General features: G+C 35.4%; 30 protein-coding genes. All 30 read left to right on the top strand.

From position 1 onward, the window contains the following. Window positions 1–130 precede the first annotated feature (130 nt). The gene (locus CD112_RS13400; RefSeq protein WP_060804557.1) at window positions 131–322 is read left to right on the top strand and encodes a hypothetical protein; all 192 of its coding nucleotides are present in this window, start codon (window positions 131–133) and stop codon (window positions 320–322) included. Beyond that, a complete protein-coding gene (gene rinB / locus CD112_RS13395) occupies window positions 315–491 on the top strand; it encodes a transcriptional activator RinB (RefSeq protein ID WP_103364481.1) in 177 nt (58 codons plus the stop codon). Before CD112_RS13400 ends, rinB begins: the two co-directional genes overlap by 8 nt. Window positions 492–686: 195 nt before the next feature. Next, window positions 687–1133, top strand: coding sequence for a DUF722 domain-containing protein (locus CD112_RS13390; RefSeq protein WP_103364480.1), 447 nt, complete (start codon window positions 687–689; stop codon window positions 1131–1133). A gap of 546 nt (window positions 1134–1679) precedes the next feature. Further along, window positions 1680–2039, top strand: a complete 360-nt coding sequence (locus tag CD112_RS13385; protein WP_103364479.1) for an HNH endonuclease — start codon at window positions 1680–1682, stop codon at window positions 2037–2039. A 171-nt stretch (window positions 2040–2210) separates the two neighbouring features. Beyond that, a complete protein-coding gene (locus CD112_RS13380) occupies window positions 2211–2678 on the top strand; it encodes a phage terminase small subunit P27 family (RefSeq protein WP_103364478.1) in 468 nt (155 codons plus the stop codon). Continuing rightward, window positions 2665–4359, top strand: a complete 1695-nt coding sequence (locus CD112_RS13375; protein ID WP_103364477.1) for a terminase large subunit — start codon at window positions 2665–2667, stop codon at window positions 4357–4359. The genes CD112_RS13380 and CD112_RS13375 overlap by 14 nt, the downstream gene beginning before the upstream one ends. Window positions 4360–4370: 11 nt before the next feature. Continuing rightward, window positions 4371–4565 carry a hypothetical protein gene (locus CD112_RS13370; protein WP_060804360.1) on the top strand — a complete coding sequence of 65 codons (195 nt, stop codon included), beginning with the start codon at window positions 4371–4373 and terminating at the stop codon, window positions 4563–4565. Next, on the top strand, window positions 4565–5797 hold the full coding sequence (locus CD112_RS13365; RefSeq protein WP_103364476.1) for a phage portal protein: 1233 nt from the start codon (window positions 4565–4567) through the stop codon (window positions 5795–5797). Before CD112_RS13370 ends, CD112_RS13365 begins: the two co-directional genes overlap by 1 nt. Continuing rightward, the gene (locus tag CD112_RS13360) at window positions 5787–6344 is read left to right on the top strand and encodes an HK97 family phage prohead protease (RefSeq protein ID WP_103364475.1); all 558 of its coding nucleotides are present in this window, start codon (window positions 5787–5789) and stop codon (window positions 6342–6344) included. The genes CD112_RS13365 and CD112_RS13360 overlap by 11 nt, the downstream gene beginning before the upstream one ends. A gap of 41 nt (window positions 6345–6385) precedes the next feature. Next, window positions 6386–7720, top strand: a complete 1335-nt coding sequence (locus tag CD112_RS13355) for a phage major capsid protein (RefSeq protein ID WP_060804357.1) — start codon at window positions 6386–6388, stop codon at window positions 7718–7720. 18 nt (window positions 7721–7738) lie between these two features. Then, window positions 7739–8080, top strand: a complete 342-nt coding sequence (locus CD112_RS13350; protein ID WP_103364474.1) for a head-tail connector protein — start codon at window positions 7739–7741, stop codon at window positions 8078–8080. Continuing rightward, window positions 8070–8399 (top strand): hypothetical protein, encoded by a 330-nt coding sequence (locus tag CD112_RS13345; protein ID WP_060804355.1) that lies wholly within the window; start codon window positions 8070–8072, stop codon window positions 8397–8399. Before CD112_RS13350 ends, CD112_RS13345 begins: the two co-directional genes overlap by 11 nt. Beyond that, window positions 8396–8803: a hypothetical protein gene (locus CD112_RS13340; RefSeq protein WP_070501947.1), complete on the top strand. Its 408-nt coding sequence runs from the start codon at window positions 8396–8398 to the stop codon at window positions 8801–8803. The genes CD112_RS13345 and CD112_RS13340 overlap by 4 nt, the downstream gene beginning before the upstream one ends. A gap of 4 nt (window positions 8804–8807) precedes the next feature. After that, the gene (locus CD112_RS13335; protein WP_060804353.1) at window positions 8808–9212 is read left to right on the top strand and encodes a hypothetical protein; all 405 of its coding nucleotides are present in this window, start codon (window positions 8808–8810) and stop codon (window positions 9210–9212) included. A 12-nt stretch (window positions 9213–9224) separates the two neighbouring features. After that, entirely contained in the window at window positions 9225–9860 is a 636-nt protein-coding gene (locus CD112_RS13330) for a major tail protein (RefSeq protein WP_060804352.1), read from the top strand. Window positions 9861–9878: 18 nt separating this feature from the next. Then, window positions 9879–10064, top strand: a complete 186-nt coding sequence (locus CD112_RS13325; protein WP_060804351.1) for a hypothetical protein — start codon at window positions 9879–9881, stop codon at window positions 10062–10064. A gap of 67 nt (window positions 10065–10131) precedes the next feature. Further along, the gene (gene gpG, locus CD112_RS13320; protein ID WP_060804350.1) at window positions 10132–10494 is read left to right on the top strand and encodes a phage tail assembly chaperone G; all 363 of its coding nucleotides are present in this window, start codon (window positions 10132–10134) and stop codon (window positions 10492–10494) included. Window positions 10495–10526: 32 nt separating this feature from the next. Further along, window positions 10527–10679 (top strand): phage tail assembly chaperone GT, encoded by a 153-nt coding sequence (gene gpGT, locus CD112_RS13695; RefSeq protein WP_156423350.1) that lies wholly within the window; start codon window positions 10527–10529, stop codon window positions 10677–10679. 27 nt (window positions 10680–10706) lie between these two features. Beyond that, entirely contained in the window at window positions 10707–15149 is a 4443-nt protein-coding gene (locus CD112_RS13315) for a peptidoglycan DD-metalloendopeptidase family protein (RefSeq protein WP_103364473.1), read from the top strand. Between the two features lies 1 nt (window position 15150). Continuing rightward, window positions 15151–15978, top strand: coding sequence for a phage tail domain-containing protein (locus tag CD112_RS13310; protein ID WP_103364472.1), 828 nt, complete (start codon window positions 15151–15153; stop codon window positions 15976–15978). Between the two features lie 9 nt (window positions 15979–15987). Continuing rightward, window positions 15988–17577: a phage tail protein gene (locus tag CD112_RS13305; protein ID WP_103364471.1), complete on the top strand. Its 1590-nt coding sequence runs from the start codon at window positions 15988–15990 to the stop codon at window positions 17575–17577. Then, window positions 17570–18136 carry a hypothetical protein gene (locus CD112_RS13300; RefSeq protein WP_103364470.1) on the top strand — a complete coding sequence of 189 codons (567 nt, stop codon included), beginning with the start codon at window positions 17570–17572 and terminating at the stop codon, window positions 18134–18136. The genes CD112_RS13305 and CD112_RS13300 overlap by 8 nt, the downstream gene beginning before the upstream one ends. A gap of 14 nt (window positions 18137–18150) precedes the next feature. Further along, window positions 18151–20766: a peptidase G2 autoproteolytic cleavage domain-containing protein gene (locus tag CD112_RS13295; protein ID WP_103364469.1), complete on the top strand. Its 2616-nt coding sequence runs from the start codon at window positions 18151–18153 to the stop codon at window positions 20764–20766. 11 nt (window positions 20767–20777) lie between these two features. Further along, window positions 20778–22283 (top strand): XkdV family phage structural protein, encoded by a 1506-nt coding sequence (locus CD112_RS13290; RefSeq protein ID WP_159081712.1) that lies wholly within the window; start codon window positions 20778–20780, stop codon window positions 22281–22283. A 13-nt stretch (window positions 22284–22296) separates the two neighbouring features. Continuing rightward, window positions 22297–22698, top strand: coding sequence for a YomQ N-terminal domain-containing protein (locus CD112_RS13285; protein WP_103364467.1), 402 nt, complete (start codon window positions 22297–22299; stop codon window positions 22696–22698). A 1-nt stretch (window position 22699) separates the two neighbouring features. Beyond that, window positions 22700–22852 (top strand): XkdX family protein, encoded by a 153-nt coding sequence (locus tag CD112_RS13280; protein ID WP_083309983.1) that lies wholly within the window; start codon window positions 22700–22702, stop codon window positions 22850–22852. A 37-nt stretch (window positions 22853–22889) separates the two neighbouring features. Further along, a complete protein-coding gene (locus CD112_RS13275; RefSeq protein ID WP_070626273.1) occupies window positions 22890–23312 on the top strand; it encodes a hypothetical protein in 423 nt (140 codons plus the stop codon). Beyond that, the gene (locus CD112_RS13270) at window positions 23299–23697 is read left to right on the top strand and encodes a hypothetical protein (RefSeq protein ID WP_103364466.1); all 399 of its coding nucleotides are present in this window, start codon (window positions 23299–23301) and stop codon (window positions 23695–23697) included. The genes CD112_RS13275 and CD112_RS13270 overlap by 14 nt, the downstream gene beginning before the upstream one ends. Window positions 23698–23744: 47 nt before the next feature. After that, window positions 23745–23993 carry a phage holin gene (locus CD112_RS13265; RefSeq protein WP_070626834.1) on the top strand — a complete coding sequence of 83 codons (249 nt, stop codon included), beginning with the start codon at window positions 23745–23747 and terminating at the stop codon, window positions 23991–23993. A 1-nt stretch (window position 23994) separates the two neighbouring features. After that, window positions 23995–24690: M23 family metallopeptidase (locus tag CD112_RS13260; protein ID WP_142380816.1), on the top strand; the 696-nt coding region annotated here is incomplete at its 3' end.

Raw genomic sequence — 24690 nt, 5'->3', positions numbered from 1 at the left:
TATCTGGACACCAGAGTTAGAAGAGGTCGCTGAATTTGATATACAAAGCACACGTGGTACAAACGGGTTCGGAAGCACAGGATATTAATCAGCTTGGCGGTTCGTCCGCCTTGCTTTTAGGAGGTAGAAGATGAATAAAATAAAATTAATAACGTGCAGTAATAATATCTATTTCGCATATACGCATAAGTCATTCGATGAGTATGCTGAAAATATTTTAAATACCATCGGATATGTGCATGTTGAAAATTTAATTAAAAAGAAGTGTTGGGTTAAAACAGAATACATCGAATCGTTAATTTTGGAGGAAGACAATGATTAAAACTATATTTAAAATTATCTTAACGCTTACACTATACGAAGCAGCTAAATACATCACTGAACAGCTTATCATTCACGCAACACAGAACGATGATGTGGAAGCACCTGCAGACTTCGACATACACGATCACATACATCTTAATAATTTAAAAGCAGAGGTGAGTGATTGATGTGGATAGCACTAACCATTCTCTTCGCTCTCCTCTCTCTTGTGCTTTATATGGCGAACAGAGAGTTGGATACAGAGTTAGAGTTGAAGAACATTATTATAGATAATTTGATAATTAAAGGTTATCATGATAAACATAAGTGATAAGTAAATGTTATAATAAGTGTATATATTATTTGTTAATGGAGGGGAACTGGTGAATTTAGGCAAAGAAGATATTCCAATGTTAGAGAAGTATTGGAAAGACATAGATAAATTAAGAGGTCAATTGTCCTATCGAAGATATGAACTACTATATACACCGAGAGATGAAAATGTAGGAGGCGGTAAATCTAACTTGCCTAACAGTCCAGTCGAGAAAGAAGTCATCAAGCTGCATGAAGATAATTTGTATAGAAACTTGAGCGCTACTATCCAAGCAGTCGAAGATGTATATAGAAATGCTACACGGGAACAACGACTCATTGCACAGTATCGTTACTGGGAAAAAGACTTGATGATATATGAGTGGGAGGATATTGCCCATGAGTTGACTAAGCAAAGGAAGGACGATAAGATAATCAGTCGCAATGCAACATTAAGAATGCGCAACCAGATGATGAGAGAAACAGCCAAGCGTATTGGTTGGATCGTTACAGAGTAGCGAACTTTTGATAGTGTGGAAGTTCACGCGATAACCACATATTATGGTAGTGTAGGATAATTACCTAGACCAGTAATAAGAAGGGCGTGCAGTCACATACGCCATAACTTCAATACACTATATTATTAAGGCACACTGTTTAAAGGTGGTGTGCTTTGGATGTACCATAGTTAAGCAGCACATGTAATAAGGCCACTAATCCCTAGCGCTATGTGTTGTGCCTTATACATAGTGCAATGTCTAGGACATCGTATAGGCTCAAGTCATATTGAATAGAACTGAACTCATTCGTTTGGAAGATGAATCGAGTTAATAAATAAGATTGAAATGTAGAAATGATTTGAGTTAGCAAAAGAGAATAAAGAAATGATTATTGATTGTATAAACTTTATCATCAATTTGCAGATCATAATTGTTTCTTGGATTGAAAGACAAAATGTTTTAGATTAGTTTCTATTTCGTTTTGTCTTTTCTTTTTATTCTTAAATTGATTTGAGTTTCTTTATTAAGAATTGAAAGAACAAAAGTTAATTGAAAGAAGTTGAAATGAATTTGAGTTTCAAAGAACCAAAAATTCGTTTAGGAAACAGAACTTATAGTCAAAGCGAGTTGCAAGAGTATAGGAAAGACAATACCAAAAGGTATAACCAAGATGTTAGGTACAACACACAAAACAGTAAATACACAAAATTTTATCATAGTACACAGTGGCGCAAACTGCGTAAGCAAGTATTATTACGTGATAACTACTTGTGTCAACAGTGCTTGGCTGATGGTGTTGTAAATGACAAAGATTTGATTGTTCACCATAAGGTTGAATTGAAACGGGATTGGTCGAAAAGGATGGATATGGAAAATTTAGAGACGGTTTGTTTTAGCTGCCACAACAAAATTCATTCGAGTTAAAATTTTTATTTTTTTGAAAATATTTTTTGCGGGGCTTCGATTAGCCCCCGTCATATCAAGGGTTTTGATTAAACGAACCGCCCTTAACTTTCAATAAATTTCTAAATGAAATCTTAAATATTCGTAAAGTCTTTTTACTTTACGTTAAATAACTTAGAAAGGAGGGCGAAAATGCCACCAAGAAAATTACTATCTCAACAAAAAGGTAATTTAACAGTCGAACAACAAGAAAATAAAGAAAGTGCAGAAAAAGCGATGTCACAACTCACCAAGATAGATGGAAACCCTCCTGAATGGCTTGATAAAGATGCAATACAAGAATGGCATCGCATATTACCTTTAATTCAAGAACTACCAATAGCAGCTTTAGATATGGGTTTATTAGCTACCTATTGTCAAACATATAGCAATTATAAGAACGCAACGATCCAATTAGAAAAAGAAGGTATGGTCGTTGAAACCGAAAGAGGAACGAAGTTATCCAGTTATTACACAGTACAAAGGGACAGCGTAAATGCTATGAACTCTATTTGTCCTAAATTAGGATTGACAGTCGAATCACGTTTAAAAATATTGTCGCCAGATACCAAGAAGGAAAAGAAAGATGAATTTGAGGATTTAATGAATGGCAAAGATTAGGGATTATGTTACAGAATACGCAAAAGAAGTAGTTAATGGCGATATTATAGCTAGTGAAAAGAACGTGAAAGCCTGTCAACGTCATTTAGACAACTTGAACGATGCAGAACTCCCTTATCATTTCGATGTAAAGAAAGCCAATCATATTATCAAGTTTCTTGAAATGTTGCCGGACCCTAAAAGTGGTAAGCAATTATCACTGGGCGGTTTCCAAAAATTCATTGCCGGCAGTTTAAACGGTTGGTATGACAGACATGGTTATAAGAGATTTACAAAAGCCTATATATCAATGAGCCGAAAAAATGGTAAAACATTATTGATTTCCGGAATGGCATTATATGACTTGTTAATGGGCGAAGATCCATTGAATGAACGTTTAATCGGATTGAGTGCCAATTCACGTGACCAAGCCGGAATAGCTTACGATATGACATCGGCACAGTTGAAAGCAATCCGAAGTGTTTCGCCTAAGATTAAATCAATGACTAAGATAACACCGAGTGCGAAAGAAGCATTGAATATCAACGACCGAAGTAAAGTCAAAGCTGTTTCAAATGAAGCTGCAAACTTAGAGGGTCATCAGTTTAGTTACGCAATCATTGACGAATACCATGAAGCTAAAGATAAAAAGATTTACGAAACGTTAAGACGTGGGCAAGTGCTACTGCACAACCCTATACTAATCATTATCTCAACTGCCGGAACTAACTTGAATGGTCCGATGTACGAAGAGTATTTATATATTGATAAGATACTTGACGGTGTAGCAGAGAATGAAAACTACTTTGTTTTCTGTGCCGAACAAGATAGTGAGGAAGAAGTATATGACGTTAAGACTTGGATTAAATCTAATCCATTAATGGAATTGCCGGAAATGGCACAACTGTTAACTAAGAATATTCAACCCGAAGTTAAAACTGCAATTGATAGCGGTTCGGGGTTAAATGGAATATTAATTAAGAATTTCAATATGTGGCGTGCAGCAAGCACAGAATCTTACTTAGATTTCAATGATTGGAAAAAGAATGAAACTAACTTTGATATACGCGGTTCGAAAACTTATATCGGCTTAGACTTATCACGAGCTGATGACTTAACCGCAGTATCGTTCATTCATCTTGATGAAGGTAACCAGCAATATTATGTAACCAGTCACTCATTCGTTGCTACAAAAGGTGGATTGGAAGGCAAGATTGATAGAGACTTTATCGATTACAGACAACTTGCAGAAAATGGTTATTGTACGATTACTGATTTACAAAGTGGGATTATCAATACCGACCAAGTTTTGAATTACATCGAAGATTATATCAATCAATACAACCTAGATGTGCAAGCGGTATGTTACGACCCTTATTCAATACATGGCGTTATTGCAGAGATTGAACGTAGAGATTGGCCTTATGATTTAGTGGAAATCAGACAAGGACCACAAACGTTATCCAATCCAATACTAGATTTTAGATTGAAAGTGATTAACAGTGACATCAAACATCACAAGAATCCGTTACTAGATATTGCAATAAAAAACGCAGTGGCTAAAGATACTAACGATTCTTTAATGATTGAAAAGAAAATGAACAGAGAAAAGATAGATCCACTCATGTCGACCATATTTGCTTATGTAATGGCTTGTGAACATGAATGGGACACAGAAACGTTAATGCCATTATTCTTATAGGAGGTGTAGCAATGAAGAAAATCTTATATGCACTTGTAGTAATACTATTATTCGTTATAGGGCTAGTAGGGCTATTCTACGGCTTATTTATCCTATGGAAGCCTCTTGCCTATATCATCGGCGGATTGCTCTTGATTGGGCTTTCAGGTGTCTTAAATCAAGCATATGATAATACCTCTATGGGGCGGAAAGGGGGTGACAGTTAATGCCGTTACTTGATTTAGGATTTACAAGTAAACAAGAAAAGGTGAACAGAGATTTAGAACGACTCTTGTATTGGCAAGAACATGGTACGCACGCTAGTTATATCGGTATAAACGCATTGCGTAATAGTGATGTGTTTACTGCTACACGTATTATTTCAGCAGACATTGCAAGTACCAAGTTAAAAGTTAAAGGTCATGAAACAAATAAGGTAATGAATGACGTGTTGAACCTTTTCAATAACAATCCGTATTCAGATTTACCAGGTTGGCATTTCAAATTCATAATCATTGCGAATATGTTACTTAACGGTCAATCTTTTGTAGAAATTGTGCGTGACAAAAATGATTTCCCTGTTGGATTCCACTTCTTACATAATGACTTAGTAGGAATTGTAGAAAAAGATGGGGATATTATTTACAACGTAAGCGAAGATGTGGAAGGTAATGCAGTTAAGATAACAAGTGAGGATATATTGCACTTTAGATATATTACATTAGATGGATATGTTGGCTATAGTCCTTTATATGCACTAGCGCATGAGATTGGTATATCACAAGGTTCAAAGAGCTTCCTGCGTAACTTCTTCGATAATGGCGGGACTTCAACATCAGTATTGAAGTACAGAAAAGGACAAATCAATGCTGAACAACTAAGGGATTTGAAAAAGAATTTCTCAGAAAGTCAGTTAAAAAACAATGGTGGTTTAGTTGCTATTGACGACACAATGGAGTTTAGCAGATTGCAAATTCCTACTGAGGTATTGAACTTCTTAAATAGTTATAAGTTCAGTACATCGCAAGTTGCTAAAGCGTTTGGTCTGCCGGTTTCTAAGTTAGGTATTGAAACAGTTAATACATCCATTACACAAGCTAATCTAGAATACTTGCAAAGTACCTTAGACCCGATATTCAAAATGATGATTGCAGAACTTGAGACAAAGATATTTAAATTTATTGATTCTGGTTATGAATTAGAGTTTGACTCATCACGTCTTATTGATATTGACCCAGAACTACAATTACAACGTATTACTGAACTGCACGCTAAGGGGATTATATCAACAGACGAAGCCAGAAGTGTATTTGGTTATCAACCTATTGAACATGGCGATCAACCATTGGTTGACCTGAACCGTGCGCCACTAAATACGTTAGAAAATTATCAAAAATCAAAAATCAATAAAGAAATTGAAAAAAACACCCTTAAAGGGGGTGATGAGTATGATGAATAGTAACGTTGATGCCTATAAAGATATGGTTATCGAAGGATATGCAGTAATCTTTAATTCTGTTAGTAAAATGACACCGAATGGTTATAGAGAAAAGATAATGCCAACTGCATTTGACGGAGTTGACGTATCAGATGTTAAATGCTTAGTAGACCATGATTGGGGACAACTTATTGGTAGAACAAAATCAAGGACATTAGAAATAAATGTTGATGAAAAAGGGTTGAAATTTAAATGTTATTTACCTAATACATCAACAGGTCGTGATATATACGAAAACATCAAGTTAGGAAATATAGATGAATGTAGTTTCTTTTATACGTTGCCTCAAAAAAATGAAGGTAGTAGACATTGGGAAATACAAGATGGGGATTATGTACATGTAGTTCATCAAATTTCAGAACTTAGAGAAATAAGTATTGTAACTATGCCTGCGTATGATGATACATCGGTTATAGTGGCTCAACGTTCTGAAGATCTTACAAATGTAAAAGAGCTTGAACAAATGAAAATAGCACTAGACTTAGAAAGCCTTCGTTTTGAAACGTAAGGCTATTTTTTATGCCAATTTTTAATAAGGAGTGATATTACATGGCTAATTTAGAAGAGCGCAAAAAAGAACTCTCTAATTTGATTTCTAAAGCGCAAGAAGCAGTCGAAAAGGGCGACCTTGAAACTGCACGTAATTTAAAAGCTGATATTGATGCACAGAAAAAAGAGTATGAAGAACTCGAACAGCTTTCAAAAGAAATTGAAGCATCAGCACCTAAGCAAGAAGAAACACCACCTCAAAGTGAAGGTGCAGAAGTCGAAGATAACAAAGGTGATAACACTGGTGAAGAATTAGAGGAGAAACCGTCAGACGAAGAAAAGCCTGATGATAAACCAAAACCAGATGTTAAACCTGAAGCAGAAGAAAAACCAGAAGCACCCGCTATTGAAAAAGTAGAAGAACCTACTGAAGAAGAATTAGAAAAAGAAAAAGATAAAAATAAAAAAGAAGGAGCGAAACGTTCTATGGCGAAATTAAATCAAAATCCAGAAACAAATGAAGAAATTTTAGCATTTGAGCAGTACATGAAATCTAAAGGAGCTAAGCGTGACAATGTTAAATCTGATGACGTTGGCGTAACTATCCCAGAGGATATTAAATATATTCCTGAAAAAGAAGTTAAGACAGTCCAAGACTTGTCAGAGTTAGTACAAAAGACTTCAGTTTCAACTGCTTCTGGTAAGTATCCAATCTTAAAACGTGCTAACGCTAAATTTAACACTGTTGCTGAATTAGAGAAAAACCCAGAGTTGGCTCGTCCAGAATTCGAAACAGTGAATTGGGAAGTTGAAACATATCGTGGTGCAATTCCAATCTCGCAAGAAGCACTAGACGATTCAGTTGCTAACTTAACTGCTATTGTGTCTGAAAACATCAACGAACAAAAAATCAATACATTAAACGAAAAAATTGGTGCAGTGCTTAAAGCATTCAATCCTACTTCAATCACTGATGTAGATGATTTAAAAGAAATTATCAACGTTAAATTAGACCCTGGTTATGATCGCCAAATCATCTGTACTCAAAGTTTCTACCAAAAACTAGACACATTGAAAGATGGTAACGGTCGTTACTTATTACAAGACAGCATTATCAACACTGCTGGCAATACTGTATTAGGTATGAACGTAACAGTTGTACGTGATGACTTGTTGGGTGAAAACGGCGACGCATTAGCATTTATCGGAGATGTTAAGCGTGGTGTATTATTCGCAGACCGTACAGACGTTTCAGTTCAATGGATTGAAAATGAAATCTACGGTAAATACTTGATGGGCGCATTCCGTTTCGATGTAAAACAAGCTGATAAAAACGCTGGATTCTTCGTAACATTTGAAGATGCAGCAGAACCTAGCGGAGATTTAGGAGCATAAGTAAAGTAGGTGATTTCAATGTTTAAACTGGATGACGTTGAATCCATTAAGAAAGCAATACGTGTTGACCACGATTTTGATGATGATTTAATCATGGAAGTATATTTGCCGGGTGCAATTAACGAGATTAAAACAGCGGTATCTTTTGAAAAAGAAGATGAACCATTTTATGAAAATAATGTGATGTTCAATCTTGCTGTGCTTAACATCGTAGCGCATCACTATGACAATCGTTCAATCACATCCAACGAACAATCATTCGATATCCCTGCTTCTTCGATGAAACTCGTTCAAACTTTAAGAAGTAACTTAGTTAAATGGCGTAAAGATAACATCGAGGTGATAGCCGATGAATCTTAATCAATTAGACTATCGAGTTACTTTTTATGAAGTTGTGAATGAGGGGCCAGAAGCTGGTATGAACGAATGGAAAGAATTATACAGCTGTTTCGCTGGATTGTATGAACCGACCCAAAAAGATGTTCAGTTAGGTAATTTAGAATTAACAAATAAATCAGTCACATTAAACATTAGAGATGCACAACCTCAATTCATACCGAGTTCAAGACATGTATTTGAAATTCAAAACGGTATGTATAAAGGGTTGTTTTTTAATGTCAAAAATGTGGCTCCTGCTAAAACGCCTAACTATATCAAAGTGGTAGGTGAAGAAGAATGACGATTGAAATCAAAGGTGATAAAGAAATTATGGATTACTTGCGTAGTCATTACAGTGAGAGTGCAGTTATTAAAATGAATAAGGCTGCAATAAATAGAGCAGGTACTGTAATGGTCAAAAAATACAATGAAGCATTAAGACCGTACAGAGATACAGGTTTAACAGTTGCGTCTACAAACCTGTATGGACCTAATAACGATACTGGTTATAACAAAGGAAAAATTAACTGGTATGGGCATAAAGGTGACCGTTATAAATTAATGCATATTAACGAATATGGTCACTTTCTTCGCAACGGAAAGTTTTTCACACCACCACAAGCCGGATTAATAGAAAACGTAAGACGACATAGCAGTGGTATATTCCGCGAAGAAATTAAAAAAGAAATAGCAAAGAGGGTGTAGCTAATTGGATGACATTACAATGAAGATATACGAAGCGATAACAAATAATGAAGAAATGATGAAACATGTTCCAAAAAACAATATTAAATTCTTCGATTATCCCAACGCACAAGAAATCAAAGATGTAGTGATTGTCATAGATCCATTAGACACACCTACACCTTCTGACTATGGCGACGACGACAATATAACTTACACGTATTTTTATCAAATAGATGTATTTGTAAAACAAAAGCAAGGCGTAAATGGACGAGTCCTATCAGATAGGCTCGTTTTTTTATTGCAAAGAATTATGTGGGAAGAATTGGGATTCGGTGAAACGTCCTCCATGAAACCCGAATATATCAAAGATTTCAACATATACCGACAAGCGAAAAGGTTTGAAGGTAAACAATATTACAAAATTTAGGAGTGTTACATTATGGCAGAAAAAAACTACCGATCATTTACAGGATTAACAGAGTTTTATTACATGGTACATGGTGAAGATGTACAAGCTGTGACAGACCCAGAGCGCATCAAATTTTTACAAGAAATTTCGGTTTCTAAGGACCAAGATATTGAAAAAGCATACGGTGATAACCAAGTTGCAGAAATGGCAGTAGCTAATGGAACAATCGAAGTAGAAGCTGGTTTCCACAAACTACCTCTTGAAGATAGAGTGAAATTATTCGGATTAGAAAAATCAGAAGATGGCATTGTTTCGGTAGGTAACGATACACCTCCATACGTAGCAGTGATGTTCGCAAAAACAATGGAAGATGGTTCTCGTGAATATGTTGGATTACCAAAAGGGTTATTCACATTCCCTGAATTAGAAGGAAGCACAAAAGAAGATGGCGTCGAGTTCAGTTCAGACTCTACTACTGCGGAATTTATGCAAGCACCAGTTAAAGGCTTTGAAGAAGAAAAAGCTATGTTATTAGGTCACGATGCTAAAGGTATATCTGTTATGAAGGATGCTATTTGGGAAGCTATCTTTGGAGAAGGAAAAGCACCAGAAAATGATACTGAAGGTGATCAAGGTTCAGAACCTGAAGCGAATTTAGGCGCATAACTTACAGGAGGTTTGATTATGGCTAAGAAAAAATATGAAGTTTTACACAAATTCATCGACTTAGAGGATAAGAACAAAGTATATAACGCTGGTGATACTTATCCTAAACCAGCAAACAAAAAAGTGTCTCACGATCGCTTATTAGAGCTTTCTACAAGCGACAATAAGCGAGGTAAGGTATTAATCAAGGAATTAAAAGAATGATTATCGAGGGCTATATGCCCTCTTTTTATTTGCAAATAAAAATCAACTTATAAAGGAGAAATTATAAATGGCTAAACGTAATTTTATTAAATTAGTACAAGTAGACAAAAAAGGTAATGCAGTAAAAGATACAGAAGGTAATGCAAAATACGACACATTCATTACACCGACTCAAATTCCTTTCCGTAAAATCTATGATGCAGCAGATTTAATGGACGGATCATCGGACGAGAACACTTCTGCACAAGAAAACATCGACCAAATGTTAGATATGGTCGTCGACATTTATAATCATCAGTTTACTAAAGACGACTTGTTAGACAGATTGCATGCACCAGATGCAGTGGAAGAATTACAACAACAAATCGAATTTATTGCACAAGGACAAATGGACGAAGAAAGAAAAAAGCAACTAGCGAAAATGATTTAAAATCTATTTCTTATAAAGAACACAAAGAAAACATGAAGAAACTTATTATGCAGTTGATGAAAGAAGGCGGCAAAGACATAAACGACATCTTAGATATGCCTTTCGCTTTCTTTATGGAATTGGTGGAGGAAAGCGGTAAGAAAAAGGTTAAGAAAACAGAAAGTATGATTGATGCATTCATGTAATAACTTTATAAGCAAGGAGGTGAAGTGATGGCAGAAATTAAAGGCTTGCAAGTTGATGTCAGTATGGATACCACTAAATTCGAACAAGGTTATGCTAACATTAAGAGGTCTATGGCTACATTCAACACCGTTTTAAAAACGACAAGAAATCAACTGAAGTACAATGAAAAGACTCAAGAAGGCTTCAAAAATCATATGAATAACCTAAAAGGCGCTATTGAAAATAGTGAGAAAAATATAGAACAATTAGGTAAAGCTTATGATAGTTTGAGCGAAAAACAAAAACAAGGTGTTAAGGGCAACCAATTCATTTCACAACTCGCTAAAGAACAAGATAATCTTAGACGACTTAGAAATGAATTACATGAAACTGAAATGACTTATGCTAGTACGTTTACGACTATGGGTAAAATTAGTCAGTCTTTCAAATCAATTGGAAATGGCTTGCAAGGTGTAGGACAAAAAGCGCAAGACATGGGGCGATCGCTTACCAATAGCATTACTAAACCAGCATTAGTTGCTGGTGGGGCTATGGCTGGTATCACTGCTAAATTAGGTCTTGATCGTCTCGTCGGCTTAGATACTGCTAAAGCTAAATTAGAGGGGCTTGGTTATTCTACAAAAGAAGTAGGCAATATTACTGATCAAGTAGCTAAAGCTATTGAGGGTGGAATGACTACAATGGCCGAAGGTACTGATGTAGCAGCAGGTGCTTTGGCAGCAGGCGTAAAGGAAGGTAAAGACTTACAGCATTATATCAAGTTAGTTGGTGATGCTGCAGTAGGTGCTAACAGACCAGTTGGAGATATGGCAATGATATTCAACCGTGTACAAGGTCAAGGAAAACTTATGACGCAAGAACTGAACATGATTGAAGAGGGTATGCCTGGATTTAGTAATGCGATGGCCGAACACTTAGGGGTTTCCTACGATACTTTTAGAGAAATGGTGACCAATGGAGAGGTGACGGCTAAAGACTTTTTAACTACTATGGATGACTTTGCTGGAGGTATGGCAGGAGCCTACTCTAAATCTTGGCAAGGTATGGTGCAAAACAGTAAGGCATACATCGGTCAAATTGGCGAGGCTTTCTTGAGTAGTACATTCCAAAAAGCAAAAGGTGGACTGCATGAGTTCGAAAAAATGCTGAAATCGCCCGGAGCAAAGCAATGGGCCGCTGAAACTGGGGAGAAACTAGCTAACGTATTAACTTCTATCGGTAATTGTATTAAGGGATTAATTAATTGGTGGCAAAGCCTTGATGATTCTACACGTAAAGTGTTTGGTGGTATTGCTAAATGGTTAGCAATAACTTTAGTAGCAGTTGGTCCTTTATTAACTATATTTGGTAAGTTAGCAACTGTTACAGGCGGTATGTTTACCACATTCGGTCAACTTGCCGGCGGAATTGGTAAGGTCGCCTTTGCGTCTCAACAAGCAGGTAGCTTATTAGGGGGGCTCACACAAGTATTTCCTAGACTAGGTGTTGCCGTCGGTTTCATGACTGGTCCAGTCGGATTAATTGTTGCTGGAGTCGTTGCATTAGGTACAGCGTTTGTTATTGCTTATAAAAAATCTGAAACATTCAGGAATATTGTTAATGGAGTATTAGAAGCAATAAAAAATGGCTTTATTGTGTTATGGAATGTTCTGAAACCGGTATTAGCTGCAATATGGGATATTGTTAAAACTGTATTTCAACAAATCAATGATGCAGGGAACGAAATTATCAAAATGTTGTCTGAACAATTTGGGCCTGCGTTTAAAGATGTTGGAAATATTGTAAAAGCATTACAACCTGTTTTCGAAACGGTAATGTATGCTATTAAGGCAGTTGTTGATTTCGTAATGCCTGGAATTAAAGCGGTTTTCAAAAACACATTCAATGGCATAAAAAACATTGTAACAGGTGCTTTAGATATTATTTTAGGCATAGTTAAAATCTTTGTATCCTTATTTACAGGTAACTTTAAATTGATGTGGTCGGGCGTCAAGCAAATATTCAGTGGCTTTATTAAAGTGATCGTTGGTTTATTCCAAGTGTCATTTGTTGGCCAGATTATCGCATTTGCTAGAAGCATGTGGACTAAAGTCAAACAGATTTTCATGAATTTTTCTAATGGTACAAAGGCTATCTTCTATGCTTTGGGCGCATGGATAGGGAAAAAATGGCAAGAAATCAAAAACTCAGTAGTAAACAAAGTGAAGGCATTGTGGGCTGGTGTTAAAAGTGTTTGGAACACTTTAAGAACTGGAACAATCAAAATTATGGTTGCCGTTGCTGTTTGGCTAATCAAAAAGTGGAATTCTATTAAAAACAATGTAGTTAACAAAGTTAAAAGTCTATGGAATGGCGTTAAAAACATTTGGAATTCTTTATTAAAAGGTACACGTAAAATAATGAATTCTGTCGGCGGATTCATGAGTAAAAAGTGGAAGGACATCAAAAACGGTACAGTCAACCTAGTTACTGGGATGAAAGATAAAGTCACTGGTGTTATGAATAAAATGGGTGACGTTATCAAATCAGTTACTAGTAAAATCAAAGGCTTTTTCGGAGACATGACAAAAGGCGTTGAAAAAGGATTAAATGCGCTTATCAAAGGTGTGAACTGGGTTGGAGACAAACTAGGTATGAAGAAATTACCGGAAGTTAAACTCCACACTGGTACTGAATCAACTCACACACAAAGATTCGTCACTAACGGTAAAATTAATCGTGATACATTCGCCACTGTAGGTGATAAAGGACGCGGCAATGGTCCTGGTGGTTTCAGACACGAAATGATTCGTTATCCTAACGGTAAAATGGCTCTCACACCTAATAGAGATACAACAGCGTTCCTGCCTAAAGGTTCATCTGTTATGAACGGTGCGCAAACACATTCTATGTTGAATAACTTGCCTAAATTCAGCACTGGTACTAATAAGAAGAAAAAGGAATGGAATTTTGCGCAAGAGGCTTTAGAAGGTGCAAACGCAATTAAGAAAGACGTTACTGATAAAATTGTTAGTGGCGGAAAAACAGTTGTAAACAAATCTCTTAACATGGCTTCTAAAGGAAAAAAATGGTTGGAAGATACTGTTGGAGATGTAATGGATTGGATTGAAAAGCCAGGTAAATTGTTAGATAAGGTTTTAGAAAGTGTAGGACTTGATCTAAGTGGATTTGGTATACCTGAATCAGCTTCTTTACCTTACGACATGATGAAAGGTATGTTCAAAAAACTCAAAAAAGCTGCTATTGATACTATCAAAGGTTGGATGGAAGAACAAGAAGGTGGAGACGGCGATGCTGCTTGGTTGCTTAAACATCCAGTGTTGCAAAGATTCGGACATTATACAGGTGGATTGATGTTTAATGGTGGCCGTCACTATGGTATTGATTTCGGAATGCCTACCGGAACAAAAATTCGTGCTTTAACAGATGGAACAATCACACAATCTGGATGGGCAACTGGCGGCGGAGGTAATCAAATCACACTCAAAGAGCCTGGCGGAAAATATTTCCAATGGTACATGCATATGAGTAAACTGCTAGCTAAAAAAGGAGATAAGGTTAAAACTGGTGATGTTATCGGTCTTTCCGGCAGTACAGGTAATTCAACCACTCCTCATTTACACATCCAACGAATGAAAGGCAGAGTGGGTAATGACACTGCATTAAGTAATGTAATGGATTGGTTAAAAGGTCTTGGCAGTGGAAGTCAAAACAAATCAGCAAGCAAGTGGAAAGGCGATATTAAACGTGCAGCTAAGAAGATGAAAGTAAATCTTTCTGGCGGAGATGTTAACGATATAGTTAGATTGATTCAAACAGAATCTGGTGGTAATGCTGGTGTAACGCAACAAATACAAGACGTAAATAGTGGAGGAAACGAAGCTCAAGGATTATTGCAATTCACACCTGGCACGTTTAACGGTTATAAATTAAAGGGTCATGGCAATATTAAAAATGGTTATCATCAATTACTTGCATTCTTCAATAATAGCAACTGGAGAGGTAACTTATCAGCTTGGAAACGAAGAATGGCTTCTGGATTAACTGGTTGGGGTCCGACAGGTTCAAGACGTTTTGCAAGCGGCGGACTAATCAATACAGAAGGTTGGTACAACTTAGCTGAAGGCGGTTACCCAGAAATTGTAGTACCTACAGACCCGGCTAAAGCCAGTGATGCAATGAAACTAATTGCCATTGCATCTGAGCGCGTTTCTCAGCGTGCCAAAAACAACAAAAGACCAAATCAACTGCGTATGCCTTCCACTAGCAACACTAACGACAACGAAATGATTAACTTCATGGCTAGACAGTTAGAAGCTACACAAAGACAAGTTGAATTACTAACACAACTTGTGGCTAGTAACCAACGTTTAGAACAGAAACCTACAGGATTTACTGAACGCGATGTAAGTCAAGCACAAGGTAAACGTGCACGAATGATGGCATACAACATGGGAGGTGCTTTCTAATTTGAAAAAAGAAGTAAGGTTATTTAATGATAACTTTGATGTTAAGTTAACCGATACACCTAATTTATTATTTTTAGATCATATAGAAGAAGATGTGGAAGTCAATGCAAATACAACTGAAATCAATGGTACTGATGGAGTACTTATGGGTCCGACTACGTTCGGGCCTTTTAATTTAGTTTTAAACTTTTCATTTAAAGGCTTAGATACTAAAGATTTGAAACTGTATAAACAGAAAATAAGAAATATCTTATACCAACGTGAACCATATTATGTGTGGCACAGTGATGCACCTGGTAAAAAATACGCAGTGTATTGTGATAGCAATGATAATGAAAATTTAACTAATTCATTTGCTACTTTTAAAGTAACTTTCGTTGTTTTCAAAGGTTATTCAGAATCATTAAAAGATACAAGTCAACTCAGTTTATCTAGTGGAGATTGGCAATTTGAAACAGGTGTTTTGTCAGATGATGAAATTAAATACAAACACAATACGACAAGTTTTAAAATTTACAACGGTTCATCGGACACAATCAATCCATTATTAAGACATCAATTTAAAATACTAATCAATATTGATGCACCTAAAGGTTTTAAAATCAAGAACAAAACAACTGATGATGTATTTGAATACAAAAAAGGTATCAAGAAAAATCAACAATTGGTCATAAATGGTGTCCACCCTTTCATTAATAATAAACGTGTAGGTATTGACACAAATTGGCAATGGCTCACATTAGATAAAGGTTTCAATGACATAGAAATCATTGGCGAGAATATCAGTAACGTTCAGACACAATGGATATTCCCTTTTATATATAGGTAGGTGAATGAATTGGATAGCTTAATTTTAAAAAATAAAAAAGGCACATACGGTGAAATATTAACCGATTTTGATTTCGGTTCATTCAAATATGAATATGAAAAGAATAATGAACGTTCAATAAGTTTTACGATATATAAATCGAACACGAACGCCGATATTTTCGAAACGATATTAAATGAAATGCTTATAATGTGGAAAGGACAAACCTACGTTATCAAATCAACGTCTATTAAATATGATGGTGCGGTTGTATCTAATGATGTGACTGCCAAACATATATTTATGGAGTTTCAAAATCATTACATTCAGAAAGATTTAGAAAATGAAGAAATGAATAGCGAAGAAACTACAGATGAAGAAAGTAAACCTACAATGACGCTCGAACAATATCTTGAGTTTGGCTTTAAAGGTAATAAGCTAGGATTTACCTATGAGATCAAAGGAACATTTAATAAACGTGTTGAGGTTGATGAATTAGGTAACAAAAATGGGATGGAGTTTCTAACAGAAGGCGCAGAGTTATTCAACTACATTTATTTCGCAGATAACAAAAAGATTTATATTTATGATGAAGAAACATTTTACCAAATGGCAGATATACCGTTAATCTACAAATACAATTCAAGTGAAGTACAAGCTACAATCACAACAACAGACGTTAAAACATATATTCAAGGTTATGGTAAGAAGAAAACGAAAGCTGAAACCAAAGACTATAAACCTATGAAACCTAAAGATTTAAGTTACTCAGGAACATTTATCAAGGATGGTACTTGGAGAACTGAATCAGTTGGTGCTAGTTATAGTAAAGAATTTAATTGTAAATGGGGAAACGAAACACTCGAATGGACATTAAAAAAAATGGCTAAAGGTGGTCTGCTCGATGTTTATTTAGATAGTGAGTTAGTTGGGCGGTATGAATGTTATAGCAAAGCAGCCACAAGCGAGAAGATAGTTATCGCAAAGAATTTATCAAAAGGTAATCACACATTTAAAGCAGTATTCAGAGGAGCCAAACCCGGTATAGACTATAAAAAGTCAAAACCTTGTATGTATGTAGGTACTGAAAAATCAACTGTATTAAATTTAACAGCAGTATTAAAAGGGACTGATATTTATCATGCTTATGCTGAATATAAATCCCCAAATATAGACGCTTTTGGTTTTTCGGAAGCGCCGACAGTGTTTGATGATAATGCGTTAGATAAAGATGAATTATTAAAGAAAATAAAAGGCGAACTCAATGACCAACCAACAGTTGAAGTATCAACTAACTATTTAGGATCCGTTGAGAATAAGCACTACCTTAATAATGATGATATTAAAGAAAACAACACAATACGCTTTATACACCAACCCTTAGGCTATAACTTAGATTTAAAAGTTGTTAAAATCACTGCTTCACATCCATTAATAAATGAACCAGTGGAAGTTGGTTTCAGTAACTCACCTAAAGACATTATCAAAATACAACAAAATATAAATAGTAATATTAAGAGAATGAATAACCTAGTTAAAGGCGGGACACTTGGTGGCACGTCTTTTTCTATGCCAGAAAACTATTCAGACATTGTGGGGGTGACATTAACAGATGGCTGAGATTAATCACAGATATTTAAAAGATAATGATGGGGAAATGTTTTATCCAATCACACATATAGATGCTGTGCAAGGGTTTGACCAACAGAGTACAAATAACCCGTTAACAGATATAAACGATAAGATTAACCAAATGAACACATTGTTAGCAGAGCAGAAAAAGTTTTTAGATACATTCAATGTAGCGCTAAGGGATATGGTTGGTGACACTGGCTGGGTAGATATTTCAGTACCTACCAGCATGAAAAATAATGCTAATAGCGGTGGGTTCAAATGTGGTATTAGAGAGGTCAGAGTAGGTAACAGTTTAATGCCACATTATTTTGTAATCCGTTCGATTAGGTTGAACATATCAGACATCACAGGTTCTACTGTGCAAATAGCTCAATTGCCTACAGGATTTATTACTGATAACCAATCATTCTTGGCTAGACAAAATGGTTACAGACACCCAGTAACAGTTGAATGTTTAAAAGATGGTAAGGTCATGGCTTATATCCACCCTGACGACCAATCCAAAACGAATTGGGTTTATCAAGAGTATACTTGGTTAGAATAAAAGGGAGTGACAAAATGAAGTTAAAAAAAGATTATCCAATTGATATAGGGCAAGAGTGGCGTTACAAAACAATTTTTAACTTTAAAACAATTGAAAATTTTTATCAAAATATTATAGATATATTAGAACGTCACAAAACAAATGAAAAACATGCACACAACGCTAAACAAATCGATTACAAATTAACTAATGTTCACGATGAGTTGCAGTATCAAGATGGACGTATTGAGGGATTGGTGATCGGTCACAACGGGGATGGCATAGAAGAACTTAAAGATAGTAGAACAGCTTTAGATGGTTCTAATCAACCTCTATTATCTAAACGTTTAAAATATGATTTTGAAATCATTAAAAACAAAATGGAAGAACACTTTAATTACCTTAATGAGAAGATTGAACGTATTGTAAACGTTAATGATTACGGTGCAGACCCAACAGGAGAACAAGATTCTACAGAAGCCTTTAAAGAGGCTGTAAGAGGTGGAAATGTTCACGTTCACATGACAGCAGGAACTTATAAAGTAACTGGAATCAGATTACCAAACAACACTATATTATCAGGGGAAGGTAAAGATATTACTACAATTAAATTTGCAGATGAAACACCTGCCGAGAATATTGTAATTACCAATGAAGATATGTCAGGTAATGCACATAATATTGGCATTAAAGACTTTACAGTTAATGGTAACAAGTGGAGACAAGGCAAGAAACTAAAACCTGCTGGTGGTTCATTGTCTTCAAATGTTAGATTTGCTGGTGTTAAACATGGTTTTGCAAGTAATGTTAAGTCAGTTGATTCATTGTTACATGGTTTTGATATTACTTACGCAAACGATGATTACTTTTATCAAGGTGATGGCATAAGAGTAAATGAAGAGTTAGAAAGTAAATACATTCATATTGATAATTGTGAAGCTAGCGGTTTTGGCGATGATGGTATTACTACCCACCATTCAAGATACTTGTTAATCACTAACAACTATTCACATCATGCTACAGGTGGCGGTAACAACAACGGTATTGAAATTGATGACGGTTCACAACATGTAATGTTAGATAATAATATGACTGAAGAAAACTATGGCGGTGTGGAAGTTAAAGCTCATGGTAATTCATCGGCTCCTAATAATGTTATGATTTCTAACCATATGTCTATTAAAGATTCACGTGCTTATAATATTAGACACATTGGCCACCACAGAGCAGGAGACCCTATTTCTAAGACAGCTCACAGCGTCATATTAAATAATTGTTCAGCTATCACGCCATATGACAATAAAGTATATACAGGAACAACGCCACGTGCATTAGTTATTAGTGGTTACAGAAACGTACAAGTTAATGGTTATACTGCAGTTGGAGATGGAACGTATACAGCTAACATGCCAGTTGTAGCAGTGCAGTTCATGTCTAACAACATTATGTTGAATAACATAAATATCACTGGATTTAAGAACTCACAAGCTGATATTAAAGTGTTTGGTGGTTCGAACAGAGGTAAGAAAATTACTATCAGTAACGTTAACATTTGGAATTCTTCAGCAAATAGAGGTATTGCAGGCGGTGGAGGTATTTATGATTTAAGAATTATAAATGCTAACTTGCAAGGACAAGGCACAGGTAATGGATTAGAACTATACAACAATACAGCTGAAGTTATAGGGGTTAACGCAGAAAACTATAATAATGCTGCATATATCACTAATAAAGCTTATAGAGTTGTTCCAACAGCAGTAAAAGGTGGATTCAGTGGTGGTTCTACTGGTGCAGGTGCTATTGCTGAACGTTCAGCTGTTATAGCATCAACAGGTGGCTCATACTCTCACAGTGATAGAAGTTGGTTAGCAGGTGTTGGTGCAGGTTCTCATGCGCACGGTTCTCGTAGTTCTGTTATGAACTCACTAGAATCAGAAACATTGCCTGGTGCTTATTGTCAAACAATTGTTAACAGTCGTGGTGTTAAATCACCTGGTAACTATCACTTCTTATTAGGTTATGGTACTGATGGAGCTAAGTATGAAAATACTACTATAGATATGTCTACAATTAGTGGGAACATTAAAACTAAAGGTACTGTATCATCAGGGCAGAACTTTGGTGACTATGCGGAGTATTTCGAATCTCAATCAGGACAAGAAATTCCTAATGGATATTTAGTCACACTTGATGGAAGATATATCCGTAAAGCTAATTCAAATGATACACCTATCGGCGTTATATCTGGAACAGCAGGAATTATTCTTGGTGATCAAATGTTCCACCACAAAGATAAGTTCTTGAAAGATGAGTTTGGTGTAACGCAAACAGAATTACAAACAAAAGAGTGGCAAGATGATGAAGGTAATTGGTATTCAGAAAAAGTAGATGTTCCAATTCCTAACCCTGATTACATTGAATACGATGAAGATTATATTCCACGTTCCGAACGTCCAGAATGGAATGTGGTAGGTTTAGTCGGACAAGTATTTACAAGAATTGACGCAACTGTATCGGTTAATGACTATATCAAAGCTGATAAAGGTGTAGGCACAAAAGACAATAACAACGGGTTTTATCGTGTGTTAGAAATTACTACACCATATGACACTGAAAAAGGGTACGGCGTTGCTGTCGTACTAATTAAATAAGGAGTGATTTTGTGAGTAACGGAATAGATAAAAAGGCATTATTTAAATTAAAGTCCGAACCTTATTTGAAACCAATCTCTGATTTAGGGGTTGGTTTTTATAATTTAGATGAAAACACAGCAATATTAAGATTTCAATTAAGTAATACAAAAGGGCCTTTATTAATCCATGAGAATAACTTAACAGCTTACGCTTACTTTGAATCTAGTAATGGTAGTGTATCAGATGTAATTGAGTTAGAAATTGAAGATTCAAATAATGGGATAGTAACAATAACTTTAGATAAAGAGTTTTTACAAGCTTCTACGTCTACAAAAATTAAAGGACAGGTTTATATTGGTGTTAATAATGTAGATGGAAATCCTGAATATAATGAGGTAGCTGTATTCAGAGAATTTACTTTTGAAGTAGCAGACGCATTGATCAACAAAATATCGTCATTTACTAAGGTTGAATATATCCGTATGTTCTCTCAATTAAAAGAACGTATCGAACAACAAGTTAGAGATATTGAGGAAGCTATCGCTAACGGTGCAGATTACGTTGCAGAAATGAAGTCAGTATTACAAAAAGGTGTAGAAACACTTAATGCTATTGTTGCTGATGGGAAATCAGATATTCAAGCATTTATTACTCAGGCTAAAACTGATTTAACAAAACTTAAAGATAATGCTACAAAAGATATAACTACTACAGCTAACAATGCAAAATCAAGTGTTCAAGATACAGCATCAACAGCAGTAAATAGTATTAATAATAAAGCAAACGAAGCTACAGAACATGTAAACACTAAAGTTACAGAATTTAATCAAACAGTTGAAGATAATGGTTTCTTAACTCATGATAAATTAACAGAAGATTTAGCAACTTTAAATTGGCAAAAATATAAACTAACTAATGATGATGGTAAATCACATAAATTAGTTAATGCCGAATTAGATAATCCGGATTTTCTAAGTAATTTAAAGACAGGATTCTATTATTGCCCTTCACCCACAGGTTCGCCATTAGACAAAAGTGGTTTTTTAGAAGTGTATGAATATGGCAATAATATTGTTAAACATGTTTTTTTCAGACCTTTTAATTTAAACAGAATTTTTATGAAAAATTGTCACATATCTTGGTCAGATTGGAAAGAAATTACAAATAATCAATCTGATACTGGTTGGATACCATTCACAATTATTAATGGTGGTCGAACTAATACTGATTATGGTTATGGTGAATCTCGTAATGGTTACGGCTGTTCTTATAGAGTTATCACAATTGGTTCTATGACACAAAAATTTGTAAGAGTAAATGCTAGCAACGTTGCTCATGAACAATATATAGCTCAATTGCCTGCTAATATCACTAAGAGCCCTCAAGTCGGATTTATCAGAGCACCATTAGATCATAATGGTACAAGTATAATTGTAGAGAATGACGGTTCAGTTAAGTTGTATGTAGCTAACAAAGATGAATGGGAAAAATCTGATAAAAAATATATTTATGGAACAATCAGTTGGGTAGAATAGGAGGTTGATATAAATGTTTAAACAAGTATTTTTATATGATGGAACACCTTATTTAGCCTTTGTTAATGATGAAGGTGAATATGATTATCCTAAAGAGGCATGGACTGAGGTAGCACCACCTGAAGGGATTTATAGTCCATTTTATTTCAACGGCGATGAATGGATTGGAGCTACTAAAGAAGAGTTTGAGGAATCGCTTCCTAAAGAAGAACTACCGCAACCATCAACTTCTGAGATTATGATGGCTAGTGCTCAAATGCAGATAGCAGAAAGCTCATTTCAATTAAGAGATACACAAAAACAATTAGCCCAATCAATGTTAGACATTGCTGAAAAAGATAAACGCATTAAACAGTTAGAACAGCAACAAGCTCAAATACTATTAGAAATAGCAGAAATGAAAGGGGAAAAATAATATGTTTCCAGGTTTTGACAATATTAAATATTTTTATGATAGAAGATGCTACACTAACGCGCAAGTTAAACGTTTTGTAGAGTTAGAGTGTATTACTAAAGAGCAGTATACAGAAATCACAGGTGAAGAATATCCAGAACAACCACAGGCTTAGGCTTGTGGTTTTTATTTAGATGGAAGTAGGTGAACACATGAGCAAAAATTTTACAATACACGATAAATTGGCAACTTTATCATTATTTGGTTTAGGTGTTTTTGTAGATATACGTGGTTGCTACTGGCTTACAAGTCCAGAAAATGTAGTTAATGAAAGTGCTTTTTATCATGCATTAAATGAAGTTATGCCTATATGGATTTGGGGGTTACTACTGCTTATATTTGGTACTTGTCTAATTTTATCAAGTTTATTCTTTGGTAAACGGTCTGTGAATAATATTTCGAACTATTTTATGTTAATAGGTGGTGTGGGAAGTTCAATCATACACTTCTTACTAGCATCAGCAGGTGTATACAACGCTCTTAATTGGCTTACACCAGCTCAATTAATCACTATGACAGCGTGGCTTGGATTTGTTGGTTTCTTAGGTGGTTTAGGTATTTATGGACGAAAATAAATATGTTCTAAGACATGAGTGGGAAAAGTCGAGAGGAAAGATACACGAGCGAATAAATGAAGTGGATGCAAAGCACACAGACAAGTTTAACAGTTTACTAAATAAGATAGATAGACAGACACTGCTGCAAGAAAAAGCATTTGAATCACAAGCTAGATCAGAAAAACATTTAGAAAAAATGAGCGAATCATTATCAACAGTTGGGACTAGAGTTACTGATTTAGAATACGAAACAAAAAATCACGAAAAAGAAATTAAAAGTTTGCAAGGTATTGTAGAAGCAGAAGCAAAAGGAAACAGAGAAGTGATTGGCTACTGGTTAGGTTTTGCAGGCGTTGTATTAGTACCACTCATTTCTTTAGTTGCAAACATCTTTTTCAAATAAGTCGGCGCACTGCGTCGGTTTTTTACTATTTCAAAGGAGTGAATTAAATGGAAGATAAAATTAAACAATTCATCGGCTTAATCGGTGGTTTTCTTGGCGCTTTATATCTTGCACTAAACACAAGTGGAATCAGCGCGGAATGGATTAATCCTCAAAAAGTAGATGCATGGATTAATGTGATCAATACTGGATTACCCCTCGCATTAGTATCGTATGGAGTATGGAAGAATACATTTATCATTAAAAAATCAGCGCGTGACCAAGAAAAGTATTTAAAAGAGAAAGGGTTGAAATAGAATGCTAACTGCTATTGATTACCTTACTAAAAAAGGTTGGAAAATTTCATCCGACCCGCGCACTTATGATAATTATCCTAAAAATTATGGATATAGAAATTATCAAGAAAATGGAATTAATTATGATGAATTTTGTGGTGGTTACCACAGAGCGTTTGATGTATATTCTAACGCCACAAATGACGTACCAGCAGTCACAAGCGGAACAGTTATCACTAGTGAGCCATATGGCAATTTTGGAGGCACAGTGGAAATCAGAGATGCCAATGGTAACGATTGGATTTATGGCCACTTGCAACGTAATTCATTACGATTCTCAAAAGGCGATAAAGTCAATCAAGGCGACATAGTTGGATTGCAAGGTTCATCCAACTATTATGATAATCCTATGAATGCACATCTTCATTTACAACTACGTCCGAAAGGTACTAACTTGAAAGATGAAAAATTAGAAGTGTGTAGTGGTATTCCAATTGAAAAATACGATATTAGTAAGCTGAATGCAAAGCAAGATAAATCTAAAAATGGAAGTGAGAAACAATTGAAACATATTTATTCTAACCATATCAAAGGTAATAAAATTACAGCTCCAAAGCCAAGTGTTCAAGGCGTGGTTATCCATAATGATTACGGAAGTATGACACCTTCTCAATATTTGCCATGGTTATACGCACGTGAAAATAACGGTACACATGTT

The organism is Staphylococcus simulans (assembly GCF_002902285.1).
Classification (GTDB): Bacteria; Bacillota; Bacilli; order Staphylococcales; family Staphylococcaceae; genus Staphylococcus; species Staphylococcus simulans.
The sequence above is the reverse complement of the archived record's forward strand: the minus strand, read 5'-3'. Positions and strand labels throughout refer to the sequence as shown.

Excerpts from the sequence above, each read along its gene's own strand:
- rinB (WP_103364481.1), top strand. The coding sequence starts at position 315 with ATGATTAAAACTATATTTAAAATTATCTTAACGCTTACACTATACGAA.
- CD112_RS13280 (WP_083309983.1), top strand. The coding sequence starts at position 22,700 with ATGTTTCCAGGTTTTGACAATATTAAATATTTTTATGATAGAAGATGC.
- CD112_RS13370 (WP_060804360.1), top strand. The coding sequence starts at position 4,371 with ATGAAGAAAATCTTATATGCACTTGTAGTAATACTATTATTCGTTATA.
- CD112_RS13325 (WP_060804351.1), top strand. The coding sequence starts at position 9,879 with ATGGCTAAGAAAAAATATGAAGTTTTACACAAATTCATCGACTTAGAG.
- CD112_RS13295 (WP_103364469.1), top strand. The coding sequence starts at position 18,151 with ATGAAGTTAAAAAAAGATTATCCAATTGATATAGGGCAAGAGTGGCGT.
- CD112_RS13385 (WP_103364479.1), top strand. The coding sequence starts at position 1,680 with ATGAATTTGAGTTTCAAAGAACCAAAAATTCGTTTAGGAAACAGAACT.
- gpG (WP_060804350.1), top strand. The coding sequence starts at position 10,132 with ATGGCTAAACGTAATTTTATTAAATTAGTACAAGTAGACAAAAAAGGT.
- CD112_RS13375 (WP_103364477.1), top strand. The coding sequence starts at position 2,665 with ATGGCAAAGATTAGGGATTATGTTACAGAATACGCAAAAGAAGTAGTT.
- CD112_RS13365 (WP_103364476.1), top strand. The coding sequence starts at position 4,565 with ATGCCGTTACTTGATTTAGGATTTACAAGTAAACAAGAAAAGGTGAAC.
- CD112_RS13380 (WP_103364478.1), top strand. The coding sequence starts at position 2,211 with ATGCCACCAAGAAAATTACTATCTCAACAAAAAGGTAATTTAACAGTC.
- CD112_RS13265 (WP_070626834.1), top strand. The coding sequence starts at position 23,745 with ATGGAAGATAAAATTAAACAATTCATCGGCTTAATCGGTGGTTTTCTT.
- CD112_RS13340 (WP_070501947.1), top strand. The coding sequence starts at position 8,396 with ATGACGATTGAAATCAAAGGTGATAAAGAAATTATGGATTACTTGCGT.
- CD112_RS13275 (WP_070626273.1), top strand. The coding sequence starts at position 22,890 with ATGAGCAAAAATTTTACAATACACGATAAATTGGCAACTTTATCATTA.
- CD112_RS13270 (WP_103364466.1), top strand. The coding sequence starts at position 23,299 with ATGGACGAAAATAAATATGTTCTAAGACATGAGTGGGAAAAGTCGAGA.
- CD112_RS13300 (WP_103364470.1), top strand. The coding sequence starts at position 17,570 with ATGGCTGAGATTAATCACAGATATTTAAAAGATAATGATGGGGAAATG.
- CD112_RS13330 (WP_060804352.1), top strand. The coding sequence starts at position 9,225 with ATGGCAGAAAAAAACTACCGATCATTTACAGGATTAACAGAGTTTTAT.
- CD112_RS13285 (WP_103364467.1), top strand. The coding sequence starts at position 22,297 with ATGTTTAAACAAGTATTTTTATATGATGGAACACCTTATTTAGCCTTT.
- CD112_RS13360 (WP_103364475.1), top strand. The coding sequence starts at position 5,787 with ATGATGAATAGTAACGTTGATGCCTATAAAGATATGGTTATCGAAGGA.
- gpGT (WP_156423350.1), top strand. The coding sequence starts at position 10,527 with ATGAAGAAACTTATTATGCAGTTGATGAAAGAAGGCGGCAAAGACATA.
- CD112_RS13350 (WP_103364474.1), top strand. The coding sequence starts at position 7,739 with ATGTTTAAACTGGATGACGTTGAATCCATTAAGAAAGCAATACGTGTT.
- CD112_RS13315 (WP_103364473.1), top strand. The coding sequence starts at position 10,707 with ATGGCAGAAATTAAAGGCTTGCAAGTTGATGTCAGTATGGATACCACT.
- CD112_RS13345 (WP_060804355.1), top strand. The coding sequence starts at position 8,070 with ATGAATCTTAATCAATTAGACTATCGAGTTACTTTTTATGAAGTTGTG.
- CD112_RS13355 (WP_060804357.1), top strand. The coding sequence starts at position 6,386 with ATGGCTAATTTAGAAGAGCGCAAAAAAGAACTCTCTAATTTGATTTCT.
- CD112_RS13400 (WP_060804557.1), top strand. The coding sequence starts at position 131 with ATGAATAAAATAAAATTAATAACGTGCAGTAATAATATCTATTTCGCA.